The following is a 14,337-nucleotide window of genomic DNA, read 5'->3' on the forward strand; positions in this document are numbered from 1 at the left end:
CGTGGAACAGCGCGCTCTTGCCCTTCTGCTGCCACTACATTTGGTCGAAGCCCCGGGGTGTACCCGGAGTCTGCTCTCTCTAACCCCCATCGTGGAAGAGAATCGAATATGACACCCGCACTGGACACCAAGCCCATGCAGGATCTGACGGATCATCACCAGGGCGCCCGGTCGACGCTGGCCGAGCTGGCCTCGCTCGGTGCCGACGAGCTGGCCGCGCGACTGCGGCGTGCACTGCCCGGCTCCGATACCGGCCTGGTGCCGGTCGCGGCCTTCAACTCCTCCATCTGACCGGCCGATCGACCACCGGCTCCGGCTGAAACCGACTGGCCATGACGCGACCCCTGCTCCCGTTCACGCAGTTCGTGGTGAAGGTCCACAGCCGGTGCGATCTCGCCTGTGACCACTGCTACGTCTACGAGCACGCCGACACCAGCTGGCGCGCCCGTCCCAAGGTCATCGGCGAGGAGGTCCTGACCAGGGCCGCCCGGCGGATCGGCGACCACGCCGCCGCCCACGGCCTGACCGTCGTCCGGGTCGTCCTGCACGGGGGAGAGCCCCTGCTGGCCGGCCCGGAACGACTGCGCCGCGCCGCCGAGGAGTTCCGGGCCGCACTCCCGCCCGGCTGCGCGCTCGACCTGCGGATCCACACCAACGGGGTGCTGCTCGGCCCCGCCTTCTGCGAGCTCTTCGACGAGCTGGAGATCAAGGTCGGCGTCTCGCTGGACGGCGACCGTGCGGCCAACGACCGGCACCGCCGGTTCGCCGACGGCCGGAGCAGCCACCCGCAGGTGCTGCGGGCGGTCGGACTGCTGCGCCGCCCCGAGTACCGCCACCTCTACGCCGGCCTGCTCTGCACCGTCGACGTCGCGAACGACCCGGTCGCGGTGTACGACGCGCTGGCCGAACTCGACCCGCCGGCCGTCGACTTCCTGCTCCCGCACGCCACCTGGGAGCAGCCGCCCGTCCGTCCGGCCGGCCGGGGTGAGACTCCGTACGCCGACTGGCTGCTCGCCGTCTACGACCGGTGGGAGGCGGCCGGCCGGCCGTTCGCCGTGCGGACCTTCGACTCGGTGCACCGCACCCTGCACGGGCTCTCCAGCCTGACCGAGTCGCTCGGCCTGGAGCCCGCCGCGCTGGTGGTGCTGGAGACCGACGGCACGTTCGAGCAGGCCGACAGCCTGAAGACCGCGTACGACGGCGCGCCCGTCACCGGCCTCGACGTCTTCACGCACAGCCTGGACGAGGTGGCCCGGCACCCCGGCATGGCCGCCCGGCAGACCGGGCTGGCCGGCCTGAGCGCCACCTGCCGTGCCTGCCCCGTCGTCCGCTCCTGCGGGGGCGGTCTGTACGCCCACCGCTACCGGGCCGATGGTGGATTCGACCACCCCTCCGTCTACTGCGGGGATCTCATGACACTCATCAACGGCATCGCCGACCGCGGCGCGCCGGCCGGCGGGCCCGGCACCACCCCGCGGGCGGCGGCCGGCCGGGCCGTTCCCGCACAGGCCGGCGAGCCGGCCCCGCCCGCCGGCCTCACCGACCGGCAGCTCGGCCAGCTGGCCCGCGGCCACGGCGACGCGGACACCGTCCGGGCCCTGATCCGCTCCCAACTCTCCCTCACCCGCGCGATGCTGGCGGCCGTCCGGGGCACCTCCGGGCTGCGCTCCTCGGCCGCCTGGGACCTGCTCGCCGACCTCGACTCCACCGCACCGGCCGTGCTGGACGCGGTGCTCGGCCACCCGTACGCGCGGGCCTGGGCCGCCCGGCGGCTCGGCGGCGACCCGGGTGCCGGGCTCGGGCGGCTGGCCGAGCTGGCCGGCGCCGCGGCCGTCCGGGCCGGGCGGGGCGACGCCGTGGCCGTGCCGGTCCGGGCCGGCGGCCTCCACCTGCCGACCCTCGGCCGGATCGCCGTCGGCGGGGGCGGCGAGGCGGTCGTCACCGGCACCGGCGACGGGTTCACCGTCCGCACCGCCGACGGCGAGGTGCTCACCGTCGCCGCGGACCACCGGGACCCGCGCTTCGAGCCGGTCCGGCTGGTCCGGCCGGCCGGCGGCTGGACGCTCGCCCTGGAGGACGCCGACCCGCAGCGCGACAGCCATCAGTGGCCGGTCGCCGACCGCCTCGGAGAGGCCGAACTGCTGGCCTGGACGGGTGCGCTGCGCGAGGCCGTCGAGCTGCTCGACCGGGACCTGCCGGACTACGCCGAGGGCATGCGGACCGGCCTGACCACCGTCACCCCGCTGCGCCCCGGCCCGCCCGGGCGCGACGTCAGCGCCGCCGCCCGGCAGGCGTTCGGCGCGGTCGGGATCGCCCGCCCGGGCACCGCGCCGACCCTGGCGCTCCTGCTCGCGCACGAGTTCCAGCACGTCAAACTGGGCGCCGTGCTGGATCTGGTGGACCTCTACGACCCCGCCGACACCGCGCTGTACGACGCACCCTGGCGGCCCGACCCGCGCCCGGTCGAGGGCCTGCTGCAGGGCACCTACGCCCACCTCGCGGTGACCGCCTTCTGGCGCACCCGGACCGCCATCTACGACGGCCTGCCGGGCGCCGTCGCCGAGCACGCCCGGGCGCAGTTCGCGCTCTGGCGCCGGTACACCGCCGAGGCGGTCGAGCGCCTGGCCGGCTCGGGCTCGCTCACCCCGGTCGGCCTGCGCTTCGCCGACGGCATGCGGGAGACGGTCGGGCCCTGGCTGGACGTGGCACTGCCGGCGGCGGCCGAGACCGCCGCCGAGCAGGCCCGGCAGGCCCGGCGCCCGGCCGCGCCCATCAGCTGACCGTCCCCCCGCGTCCACCCCCCACCGGTACCGGACCCCCTCCGGCCGATCGTCTTCGGGAACCGTCATCCTCACCGAACCGCGTCCCGTGCCACCCCGGCAGGACACCGCAGAGAACGAACTGACCAGGACGGCGCTCGCCGGGCAGTTCACCGAGCTCGGCGTGCGGCCGGGCGCCGTGCTCCTCGTCCAGGCCTCGCTGCGCAGGCTCGGCCCGGTCGAGGGCGGCGGCACCACCGTCGTCGAGGCGCTGCTGGACGCGCTCGGCGGGCCCGGGCGGGGCACCCTGGTCGCCTACACCGCGACGCCGGAGAACTCGGACACCTCCCGGCTGGTCCGGGAGATGATGAAGGACTGGTCCCCCGGGGAGGTGGACGCGTGGCGGGCGCGCATGCCCGCCTTCGACCCGTACACGACGCCGTGCTCGCCAACCATGGGCCGGCTCTCCGAACTCGTCCGCACCCACCCCGGCGCGGTGCGCAGCGACCACCCGCAGTCCTCCTTCGCGGCGGTCGGGGCCCGCGCCAAGGACGTCACCGAGCTGCACGAGCTCACCTGCCACCTCGGCACGGCGTCGCCGCTCGGGCGGATGTACGAACTCGGTGCGGATGTTCTGGGCATCGGGGTGGGGATGGCCAGGTTCACCCCCTTCCACCTGGCCGACCTGCAGATGCCGGACATCCCCGTCCGGCACTACGGCTGCGTGGTCCGGGAGGGCGGGGGAAGCCGCTGGGTCCACTTCGACGGCCCGCTCCTGGATGACCTGCACTTCGCGGAGCTGGGCGAGGAGGTGCTGCGCACGGCCGTGGGCGTCCACCGCGGCAGGGTCGGCGGCGCCGACGGCCGGCTCGTACCGATGCGCGAGGCGGTCGATCTCGCGGTCGGCATCCTGCGCCGGCGGCGCTGGCTCAGGCCCGACCTGGCCACGGCGTAACGGTCGTGCGGGGGCGGTCGTTTCAGTCATGTCAATTCGTGCGGCCCGATGTGCTATTCCATTGGGGCGTCAGTCGTTCCTACACTGAAGCCCCGCGTGCGGGGACTCGCGGGAAGGCGGTTGCAGGCGGGCCAGGGGGAGGCGCGTGTGAACGACCATGGCGGGGACGAGGAATCCTCCCGGCCGTACTTCTTCCTCAGCTACGCGCACACCCCGCGGGCCGGTGCGCGCGGTGCCGGCGACCCCAACCACTGGGTGCGGCAGCTGTACCGCGACCTCTGCGAGGCCGTGCTGCAGCTCACCACCGTTCCGGCGGGCGTCCCGGTCGGCTTCATGGACGAGTCCATGCACCAGGGGGAGTTGTGGGCCGAGCGGCTCTCGGAGGAGCTGGCCACCTGCCGCGTCTTTGTGCCGCTCTACTCGCCGCGGTACTTCAACAGCGTGCCGTGCGGCCAGGAGTGGTACTCCTTCACCCGGCGGCCGGTCTACCCGGCCAACTTCGACTCGGAGCGGACCAGCGGCATCGTCCCGGTGCTCTGGGCGCCGATGAGCCGCTACCGGCTGCCCGAGGTGGCGAGCGAACTCCAGTTCAACCACGCCAGTTTCGGTCCCGACTACGCGACCGAGGGCCTGTACGCGCTGATGAAGCTGAGCTACTTCCGGGGCGCGTACGAGCTGGCCGTGCACCGGCTGGCCCGGCGGATCGTGGAGGTCGCGGAGGAGACGGTCATCCCGGTCGGGCGCCGGCTGGACTTCAACTCGCAGCCCAGCGCCTTCAACGTCACCGCGCCCACCAAGCGGCTGCGGATCTCCGTCCTCGCCTACCACCGCGGCGACGTGCCGCCGGAGCGCAACCCCGACTACTACGGCGAGAAGCGCACCGACTGGCACCCCTTCCGGCCGGCCGCCCCCCGCCCGCTCGCCGAGCACGCGGTGCGCCTGGCCAGGCAGTTGGGCTTCCAGGCCACCGTGCACGAGTTCGACGGCGAGGCGGAGGAGATCATCGCGGGCGGCGAGCCCACCGCCCCCGGCCTCCTGCTGCTCGACCGCTGGGTGCTCAAGGACGAGCGGTGGCGTGAACTCGTCCGTCGCTTCGACCGTGCGGACTGCGGTTGGGTGAGCGTCCTGGAACCATGGAACATGGACGACCCGGACTGCGCCGAGCAGCACCGCGAGATGGGCGAACTCAGCGACCAGGCCCTGCGGTTCACCCACCGCGCGGCCCGGCCCAGCTTCCTCGGGGCCACCGGGGCGCAGCAGCCCGGACTCGGCAGCCTGGAGGAGTTCGACGACGCGCTGCCCCGGGCCGCCATGAAAGCCAAGTACGCCTTCGAGAGCCGGACCAGGACCGAGCCGGAGGAACCGCCTCCGCCCCGGCCCAACCTCCGGGACGCCTTCCGGCACGGCCGGGGCCGGGACGGGCCCGGCCTCCCCGCCCACGACGACCATCCACGCGAAGCAGGCGATCGTCCGGACGACGGGACGCCGTTCGGAGGAGGAACCACATGAGCGAGAACCGCACCAGGAACCTCCGCATCGGCGGCCTGAGCGTCGCCGAGCTGGCGGCCCAGCGGGAGGCGGAGCAGGACCGTCAGGGCCGGATCATCACCTTCTACTCCTACAAGGGCGGTACCGGGCGCACCATGGCGCTCGCCAACACCGCGTGGATCCTCGCGGCCAACGGCTTCCGGGTGCTCACCGTGGACTGGGACCTGGAGGCGCCCGGCCTGGCCAAGTTCTTCCACCCGTTCCTCGACCCCACCGTGCTGGCCGGCACCACCGGCATGATGGACCTGATCGCCGAGTACCGCGAGGAGGCGCTGCGGCCGGTCGAGCACGCCGAGGGCTGGCACCTCGACTTCGCCCGGGTGCACCCGCACGCGCTGTCGCTCTCCTGGCCGATGTTCCCCGACGGCGGCAGCCTGGACTTCCTCTCCGCCGGCCAGTTCAACCGCGACTACTCCGAGGCCGTCACCCACCTGGACTGGGACATCTTCTACGACCGCTTCGACGGCGGGCAGTTCTTCGACGCACTGCGCGCCGACATGAGCAAGCGCTACGACTACGTGCTGATCGACTCCCGCACCGGTCTCTCCGACATCGCCGAGATCTGCACCGTCCAGATGCCCGACGACCTGGTGGTCTGCTTCACCCTGAGCGACCAGTCGATCGACGGCGCCTCCCGGATCGCCCAGCACATCCACGACCGCTACCGCGAGCGCGGCATCCGCATCCTGCCGGTGCCGATGCGCATCGACGAGGGCGAGAAGGAGAAGGCCGACGCCGGCCGGGCGCTGGCCCGGATCCGCTTCGACGGCCTGCCTGCCGGCCTCTCCGGCGAGGAACTCGCCCACTACTGGGGCTCGGTGGAGATCCCGTACCGGCCGTTCTACGCCTACGAGGAGATCCTGGCCACCTTCGGCGACCAGGGCGGCACCCAGACCTCGATGCTGGCCGCCTGCGAGCGGCTCACCGGCGTGATCACCGAGGGCCGGGCAACCTCGCTGCCGCCGGTCGACGAGGAGCTCCGGCTGCGCTACGTGGACGCCTTCACCCGGCGCCGCCCGTCCGTCCCGGCCGACCTCTACCTCTCCTACGTCCCCGAGGACCGGATGTGGGCGGACTGGATCGAGTCCGTCCTCACCCGGGCCGGGTTCCGGGTGCTGCCCCGCGACCTCAGCGCCGGCTCCGACCCGCGCCAGGAGACCGAGCGCGGCATCGACGCCGCGTACCGGACCGTCGCCGTGCTCTCGCCCGCCTACCAGCGCTCGCCGCAGGCCCGCGCGCTCTGGGAGTCGGTGGTCAGCTCCGACCCGTCCGGCACCCGCCGCCAGCTGGTCCCGGTCCGCGTCGGCGACGTCCGGCTCACCGCGCCGTTCAGCAACCGCAACCCGGTCGACCTGGTCGGCCGCGACGAGGCGCAGTCGGTGCAGACCCTGCTGCGCGCCCTCGGCCGCGGCGACGTGCCGCTCGCCGAGACCACCGGCACCGGCCCGCGCTTCCCCGGCAGCAAGCCGCAGGTGTGGGACGTGCCGCCGCGCAACCCGTCCTTCACCGGCCGCGCCGCGGTGCTGGAGCAGCTGCGCAACCAGCTGCGCGGCGGCATGGCCGCGGTGCTGCCCACCCCGCAGACGCTGTACGGCCTCGGCGGCGTCGGCAAGACCCAGGTGGCGCTGGAGTACGCGCACCGCTTCATGTCCGACTACGACCTGGTCTGGTGGATCGACGCCGAGCAGACCGAGCTGGTGGCGCCCGCGCTGGCCGACCTGGCCCGCCGGCTCGGCCTGCGGGTCGGCGACTCCGTCACCGAGGCCGCCGAGGCGGCCCGGGAGGCGCTGCGCCGCGGTGTGCCCACCTCGCGCTGGCTGCTGATCTTCGACAACGCCGACGAGCCGGCCGAGATCCGCCGGTTCTTCCCCGGAGGCTCCGGCCACATCCTGGTCACCTCCCGCAACCAGGCCTGGTCCGGGCACGCGGAGGCGCTGGAGGTGGACGTCTTCACCCGCGGCGAGAGCGTCGAGCACCTGTGCCGGCGCGCCCGCGGGCTCTCCCGGGCGGACGCCGACCGGGTCGCCGACGCGGTCGGCGACCTGCCGCTGGCCGTCGAGGTGGCCGCCGCCTGGCTGGACACCACCGGCACCCCGGTCGACACCTACGTCGCCCAGCTGCAGGCGGAGGCCGCCCGTGCGCTGGCCGGCGCCCGCCCGGCCGACTACCCCACGCCGGTCGGCGCCACCTGGAACGTCTCGATCGCCCGGCTGCGCACCCAGTCCCCGGCGGCGGTGCGGCTGCTCCAGCTCTGCGCGTTCTTCGCGCCGGAGCCGATCTCGATGAACCTCTTCTACAGCGACCAGATGATCCGCGCCCTGGTCCAGTACGACGCCGACCTCAGCGACAAGTTCATGCTCGGCAAGGTCATCCAGGCGATCGGCCGGTACGCGCTCGCCAAGGTCGACGCCGGCACCAACAGCTTCCAGGTGCACCGGCTGGTCCAGGCGGTGATCCGGGCCGAGATGACCGAGGACGAGCAGGAGGTCGCCGTCCACGAGGTGCACCGCATCCTCACCGGCGCCCGGCCGGTCCTCGGCGACACCGACGACCCGGCCAACTGGCCCGCGTTCGACGAGATCTGGCCGCACCTGTCGCCGTCCAAGGCGCACAACTGCGACGAGGCCGACACCCGGCAGCTGCTCATCGACCGCGTCCGTTACCTGTGGAAGCGCGGCGAGCTGGACCGTGCCCGCGACCTCGGCCACGCGCTGGACGCGGAGTGGACCAGCAAGCTCGGCGAGGACGACCGGCAGACCCTGCTGCTCCGCTTCCAGCTCGCCAACGTGCTGCGCTCGCAGGGCAACTACGCCGAGGCGCTGGCGCTGGACGAGGCCACCCTGGAGCGCCAGCGGGTGCTGCTCGGCGAGCACCACCCGTACACCCTGATGACCGCGGGCTCGCTCGGCGCCGACCGGCGGGCGCTCGGCCGGTTCCAGGCCGCGCTCGACCTCGACCGGGAGATCCTCGACCAGTTCCGCGAGCTGTTCGGCGACGACAACCCGCGCACCCTGTCGATGGCCAACAACCTGGCGATCGACTACCGGCTGGTCGGCGACAGCGAGGCCGCCCGCGAGCTCGACCAGGAGACCCTGGACCGGCGCACCGCGGTGCTCGGCCCCAAGCACCCGTACACCCTCTCCACCAAGTCCAACCTGGCCCGCGACCTGCGTGAACTCGGCGACTACCGGGGCTCGGTCGAGCTGCTCCAGGAGGTCACCGAGGACCTCGGCGACGTGCTCGACCCGGACCTGCCGGAGAACCTGCGCAACGCCAAGTCGCTGGCCGTCTCGCTGCGCCGGACCGGGCAGCTGGCCGAGGCCCGCCGGATCACCAAGGAGACCTACGAGCGCTACCTGGAGCGGTACGGCGCCGACGCGCCGGACGCGCTGGCCTGCGCGCTCAACCTGGCCGCCGACCACAGCGCCTCCGGCGACAAGGAGGCCGCCCGCGACCTCTGCACCACGGTCTACGAGGGCCACAAGCGGCTGTTCGGCGACGAGCACCCGTTCACCCTGGCCTGCGCCAACAACCTCGGCATCTACCTGCGGGGCAGCGGCGACGTCCGGGGCGCGATCGAGCGCGGGCTGGCCACCGTCGAGGGGCTCACCCAGTCGGTGGGGCCGGAGCACCCGTACACCCTCAACGCGCTGATCAACCTGGCCAACGCGTACGGGGACGACGGCCAGATCGACCTCGCCGAGCAGCTCGGCCGCACCGCGCACGCCGGTCTCTGCGAGCGCTACTCGCCGCGGCACCCGGACGCGGTGGCCTGCGAGGCCAACCTGGCCGTCACGTTGCGGGCGGCCGGCCGGCACACCCAGGCGGCCGAGCTGCGGGCCCGGGCGATCGCCGAGCTGATCCGCCAGTTCGGCGAGGAGCACCCCAACACCGTCTCGGCCCGCGGCTGGAAGCGGATCAACCGCGACCTGGAGCCGCAGCCGGTGTGACGGCGGGCCGACCGGGGACCGGGGCCGGCGGGTAGGCTGCGGGGCCATGAGCCCGCAGCTGCCCCCGGTCCTGGTCACCCGCCGCCTCGCGCCCGGGGTGATCGAGCGGCTCACCGCCCACCATGCGGTGACGCAGCACGACTCGGACCTGCCGATGCCGCGGGCCGAGCTGCTGGCGGCCGTGCGCGGCCGGTCCGCGGTGGTCACCACGCTGGACGACACGGTGGACGGCGAGTTCCTGGACGCGGCCGGCCCCGGCCTCGGGCTGGTCGCCAACCACGCGGTCGGCCACCACAACGTCGACCTCGCCGCCTGCGCCGAGCGCGGTGTGGCGGTCAGCAACACCCCCGGGGTGCTGACCGCCGCCACCGCCGACATGGCCTGGGCGCTGCTGCTGGCCGCCACCCGCCGGCTCGGCGAGGGCGAGCGGTGGCTGCGCTCCGGGCGGCCGTGGGCCTGGGCACCGAACTTCCTGCTCGGCATGGAGCTGGCCGGCACCCGGCTGGGCGTGCTCGGCATGGGCCGGATCGGCCGGGCGGTGGCCCGCCGGGCCCGCGGCTTCGACATGCCGGTCGGCTACCACAACCGCCGCGAGCTGCCGGCCGAGCAGGCCGAGGGCGCCGAGTGGCTGCCGCTGGAGGAGCTGCTGGCGAGCTCCGAGGTGCTGGTGGTGACCTGCCCGCTCAGCGACGCCACTCGCCACCTGCTGGACGCCCGCCGGCTGGCCCTGCTGCCGCCCGGGGCGGTGGTGGTCTCGATGACCGCCGGGGTGGTGGACGAGGAGGCGCTGGCCGCCGCGCTGGAGTCGGGCGCACTGTTCGCCGCGGCGGTGGACAACTTCGAGCGGGAGCCGGAGGTGCCGTCGGCGCTGCTGGCCCAGGAGCGTGCGGTGCTGGCCCCGCACCTGGGCAGCGCCACCGTCCGCACCCGGCAGGCGATGGGCGGCCTCGCGGTGGACAACGTCCTGGCGGTGCTGGCCGGCGGCGATCCGGTCACCCCGGTCGGCGTCTGACGCCCCCGGGCCGTCCTGGCGACAGGCCCTACCCCGCGGCCCAGCTGAGCGCGGTGGTCATCACCCGGAACGCGCCGAAGTGGGCCGCGCCGGGCTCCAGGTAGAGGGCGGCGCCGGGGATGTGGTCGGCCAGCCAGCGGGAGTGCTCGACCGGTGAGAACTGGTCGTCGGCGCCGTGCCAGAGCCAGCTCGGCACGGCGATGTCCTGGACCTTGAACCCCCAGTCGGCGGTGAAGGCCAGCACGTCGTCGATCCAGCCGTCGGCGCCGTGCCGGAACGCCTCGCGGTAGTTGCTCTGCAGCATCCGGCGCAGCCCGGTGTCGGCGACCACCTCGCGGTCGGTGGGCGGCAGTTCGGGCCGCAGGCCCTTGAGCAGCCGGACCGGGTCGGCCTTGATCTGCTCGGAGCGGAACCGCATCGAGGCGGCGATCTGGTCGTGCCCGCGCTCGGCCTCCTGGTAGGCCCGGACGTTGGACGGCGTCATCCCGCCGTACCAGTCCAGCCCGGCCGCGTTCCGGGGGGCCAGGCTGACCAGCAGCGCGACCCGGGTGACCCGCTCGGGCAGCAGGGCCGCGCAGGCCAGCGCGTGCGGGCCGCCGCCGGAGCGGCCGAGGACGGCGAAGCGGTCGATGCCGAGCTCGTCGGCGATGGTCCGCACGTCGGCCGCGGCCGCGCTCACCCGGCGGCCGGGCAGGCGGGCCGAGTCGCCGTAGCCGGGCCGGTCGAAGGAGACCAGGCGGATGCCCAGCCGGTAGAGGACGCTGGTGCGCGGGTGCGGTCCGACCCGGCTGCCGGGCGTGCCGTGCAGCAGGAACACCGGCCGGCCGCGCGGGTCGCCCACGGTCTCGACGGCGAGGGCGCGGCCTTCCGCCGCCTTGACCATCCGTAACGTCACGCGCGGCCTCCTCAGTACTCCGGGGTGCTCCGGTCGGCGGCCCCGTTCGGTCGGTCCCCCGTCAGTGGTCCCGGTCCGTGGTCCCGCGGACCTCCCGGCGGGCCTGCCAGGTGGTGTGCTCGCGGGAGACGGCGTCCTCGGCGTCCCGGGCCAGCCGGGCCCAGACCTCCTCGGCGTCCGCCGCGCCCAGGTCCAGCCGGGCCAGCTGGTCGCGGATCAGCTCCAGCTCGTCCGCGGCCAGCCCGTAGGCGGCGGCCAGCGGCCGGTACTGGCGCAGCTGGGCCCAGGCGGTGATCGAGGCGGCCACCGCCGAGACGGTGCCGAGCGCGTCGTAGCCGAACTCGCCCATCGCCCGCAGCACCGCGAGCACCAGGCCGAGCCCGGGCAGCACCACGCCGAGCACGCCGGTCCAGAACCCGGCCCGGGCGCAGTACCGGGCCTTGGAGCGGTACCAGTCGTGCTGCACCAGGATCCGCTCCCGCAGGTACACCTCGCGGCGCACCGCCAGCGGCTGGTCGCGCAGGCCGCGCATCGCGGCGGTGATCGGCGCGTCGGGGCCCTCCGCGGCCGCGCCGACCGCGCGGCTGCCCCGGAAGGCGTTCAGGACCCGGCCGAGCTGGAAGCTGTACAGCCCCTCGGCGTCGGGCAGGGTGCGCGGCGGCGGCTGGAAGGCGTCGGCCCGGACGGCGAACTTCCAGGCGAGCGTCTTCACCGACTCGGCGGCCGCCCGGCCCTCGTACCAGAGGCCCTGCGGGTTCTGCCGGCCGATCACCACCGCCAGGCCGATCGCACCGAGGTAGGCCACCGCGGCCGACCAGGCCCAGGGCTCACCGGCGGCGGAGCCGAAAACGGCCGCGGCGACCAGCAGCACCAGCTCCCAGGCCGAGAGCAGGACGGACCGGCGCTGCCCCTGCAACGAGGCCGAGTCGGCCGTCCAGAACAGCGCGGGCAGCAGCTCGTGCTCCCGCACCCTCCCCATCGGCTCCGCACCCGACGCCATCCTCGGCCCCCACCCGTCGCTCCGGTCGCACCGCTCTCCTGCCCGCCGCGCCGTCGCGGTACGCCTGGTCCGGCCGCGGACCGGCCGCAATGGCCGGGAAGCCGCCGCAGGTTGTCCCATATCGCGGTGCTCCGGCCGTCCGGGCGCGGACCGGTGGGCGCGGACCGGCGGGCCGCGCGCCCCGGGACGGAAGGGCCCGCCGGGCCTGCGGGGCCGTCGGAGGCGGACGCGGCCGGCCCGGGGGCGCGCGGGCGGGCCCCGCACCTCACCCCGGTCGCGGCCGGCTCAGCAGGTCGCGCGGCTCGGCAGGTGCAGCTCGGCAGGTGCAGCTCAGTACGTGTAGAAGATCCGGTCGGCGTTGTCGGCCATCTGCTTGGCGTTCCACTCCGTGCCGCCGGGCACGTTGCCGGAGCGGAACAGCGGCGGGGCGGCGCCGTCGCCGGCCGCCGCCGCGTCGGCCAGCCGGCCGACCGCCGAGGCCACCACGGCCTGCATCAGCGCACTGGTGACGATCGTGGAGACCGGGCCGAAGGAGGTCTCGGCCGCCGGGTGGCTCAGTTCGCCGTCGCCGACCGCGATCTTGCTGTCCAGCACGACGTCGCAGTGGTCCTTCAGGTAGGTGCCCGACGGGTGCGCCGACGGGACCTCGCCCGGGTAGGCCAGCGAGGTCACCCCGACCACCTTCAGGCCGCGGTCGCGGGCGTACCGGGCCAGCTCGACCGGCATCACCTGGCGGCCGGAGAGCGAGATGACGAAGAGCAGGTCGCCGGCGGTGGCGGGGGTGAGGTCCAGGGTGGTGGTGGCCAGGCCGGAGACCCGCTCCAGGGCGCTGGACAGCGGCGCCGGCATCACCGTCACCCCGGCCGTCCCGGGGACGTTCAGCAGATTCACCGGGACCAGGCCGCCAGCCCGGTAGACGACGTCCTGGGCCGGCAGCGCGGAGTGGCCGGAACCGAAGGTGAAGATCCGGCGCCCCTCGGTGACCGCCTCGGCCAGCAGCGCGCCCGCGGCCCCGATGGCGTCGGCCTCCTCGGTGCGGACCCGCTGGAGGTGGGCGATCGCGGCGTCGAAGTACCGGCCGACCAGGTCGCTCATCTGTGCCTTCGCTCTCTGCCGGTGGGGGCGCCGGCCGGGTGGGGCGGGCCGGGGTGGTCCAGACCGCCGATGGAGAAAGCTACGGCGAGCACCGTGCTGCCTCACCGGTGCCGCTGTCAACAGGAACGAAATCCCTTCCCGGAAGCCCCCGGGCGGGCCCGGTTGTCGGTGCGGTAGGTCAGAATTGGCGGTGAGGACACCGAAGAACGGAGCCAGCGGCGATGTCTGGGCTGATCGACACCACTGAGATGTACCTTCGCACCATCCTGGAACTGGAGGAGGAGGGCATCGTTCCGATGCGTGCCCGGATCGCCGAACGCCTGGAACAGAGCGGCCCCACGGTCAGCCAGACGGTCGGCCGGATGGAGCGCGACGGGCTGCTCCAGGTCGCGGGCGACCGCCACCTCGAACTCACCGAGGAGGGCCGCCGGCTCGCGGTGCGGGTGATGCGCAAGCACCGCATCGCCGAGTGCCTGCTGGTCGACGTGATCGGCCTGGAGTGGGAGCAGGTCCACGAGGAGGCCTGCCGCTGGGAGCACGTGATGAGCGAGACGGTGGAGCGCAAGGTGCTCGCCATGCTCGGCCACCCCACCCAGTCCCCGTACGGCAACCCGATCCCGGGCCTGGACGAGCTGGGCGACGCCAAGGCCGAGGGCGAGGGCTTCGACGCCGCGCTCGTCCCGCTCGACTCGGTGAGCCCGGGCGAGGACGGCGCCGACGTGGTGGTCCGCCGGATCGGCGAGCCGATCCAGACCGACGGCGAGCTGATGCGCACGCTGCGCCGGGCCGGCGTCCGGCCGGGCTCGACGGTGCGGGTCGCCCCCGGGGTCGGCGGGGTGCTGGTGGGCACCGGCGACAACGCGGCCGAGCTGGGCAAGGACATCGCCGCGCACGTCTTCGTCGCGCAGGCCTGACCGGCCCGCTCCGTCCAGTCCGACCAGGACCGGCCTCTCCGCAGGCCTCGCGACAGGCTTCGCGGCAGCGGACAGGGCCCGGTGCGTCCCCGCGCACCGGGCCCTGTCCGTTCCCACCCCGTTCCCTCCCGTCCCTCCCACCCTCCCTGCTTCCGCGGCACCGGCCTCCCCGAACCCGGCCGGTGCCACGGCCCCTCCGTTCCCCCGTC

General features: G+C 74.4%; 10 protein-coding genes. 7 read left to right on the top strand and 3 right to left on the bottom strand.

The features are described from left to right. The first annotated feature begins 108 nt into the window (after nucleotides 1-108). From ACIPSC_RS16190 to ACIPSC_RS16215, 6 genes are all read left to right on the top strand, one after another. Nucleotides 109-291 carry a hypothetical protein gene (locus ACIPSC_RS16190; RefSeq protein ID WP_400826260.1) on the top strand — a complete coding sequence of 61 codons (183 nt, stop codon included), beginning with the start codon at nucleotides 109-111 and terminating at the stop codon, nucleotides 289-291. Nucleotides 292-332: 41 nt separating this feature from the next. Next, nucleotides 333-2,780 (top strand): FxsB family cyclophane-forming radical SAM/SPASM peptide maturase, encoded by a 2,448-nt coding sequence (locus ACIPSC_RS16195; RefSeq protein WP_400826261.1) that lies wholly within the window; start codon nucleotides 333-335, stop codon nucleotides 2,778-2,780. Nucleotides 2,781-2,868: 88 nt separating this feature from the next. Further along, nucleotides 2,869-3,714 carry an aminoglycoside N(3)-acetyltransferase gene (locus ACIPSC_RS16200; RefSeq protein ID WP_400826263.1) on the top strand — a complete coding sequence of 282 codons (846 nt, stop codon included), beginning with the start codon at nucleotides 2,869-2,871 and terminating at the stop codon, nucleotides 3,712-3,714. A gap of 147 nt (nucleotides 3,715-3,861) precedes the next feature. Then, nucleotides 3,862-5,223: a TIR-like protein FxsC gene (locus tag ACIPSC_RS16205; protein WP_400826264.1), complete on the top strand. Its 1,362-nt coding sequence runs from the start codon at nucleotides 3,862-3,864 to the stop codon at nucleotides 5,221-5,223. Further along, nucleotides 5,220-9,212, top strand: coding sequence for an FxSxx-COOH system tetratricopeptide repeat protein (gene fxsT / locus ACIPSC_RS16210; RefSeq protein WP_400826266.1), 3,993 nt, complete (start codon nucleotides 5,220-5,222; stop codon nucleotides 9,210-9,212). Before ACIPSC_RS16205 ends, fxsT begins: the two co-directional genes overlap by 4 nt. Before the next feature lie 46 nt (nucleotides 9,213-9,258). Beyond that, entirely contained in the window at nucleotides 9,259-10,224 is a 966-nt protein-coding gene (locus ACIPSC_RS16215) for a 2-hydroxyacid dehydrogenase (protein WP_400826267.1), read from the top strand. A gap of 28 nt (nucleotides 10,225-10,252) precedes the next feature. On the opposite strand, the gene ACIPSC_RS16220 is transcribed toward ACIPSC_RS16215, so the two are convergent. The 3 genes from ACIPSC_RS16220 to ACIPSC_RS16230 form a co-directional block, all read right to left on the bottom strand. Beyond that, nucleotides 10,253-11,107 carry an alpha/beta fold hydrolase gene (locus ACIPSC_RS16220; RefSeq protein WP_400826443.1) on the bottom strand — a complete coding sequence of 285 codons (855 nt, stop codon included), beginning with the start codon at nucleotides 11,105-11,107 and terminating at the stop codon, nucleotides 10,253-10,255. Nucleotides 11,108-11,180: 73 nt separating this feature from the next. Further along, a complete protein-coding gene (locus ACIPSC_RS16225) occupies nucleotides 11,181-12,098 on the bottom strand; it encodes a DUF4231 domain-containing protein (RefSeq protein WP_400826269.1) in 918 nt (305 codons plus the stop codon). A gap of 351 nt (nucleotides 12,099-12,449) precedes the next feature. After that, complete coding sequence (locus ACIPSC_RS16230; RefSeq protein ID WP_400826270.1) at nucleotides 12,450-13,214, bottom strand: sugar isomerase domain-containing protein; 765 nt, start codon at nucleotides 13,212-13,214, stop codon at nucleotides 12,450-12,452. A 221-nt stretch (nucleotides 13,215-13,435) separates the two neighbouring features. Here ACIPSC_RS16230 and ACIPSC_RS16235 point away from each other — a divergent pair, with 221 nt between their 5' ends. Next, entirely contained in the window at nucleotides 13,436-14,128 is a 693-nt protein-coding gene (locus ACIPSC_RS16235) for a metal-dependent transcriptional regulator (protein ID WP_238951247.1), read from the top strand. Nucleotides 14,129-14,337 lie beyond the last annotated feature (209 nt).

Source organism: Kitasatospora sp. NPDC090091 (assembly GCF_044747365.1).
GTDB lineage: Bacteria > Actinomycetota > Actinomycetes > Streptomycetales > Streptomycetaceae > Kitasatospora.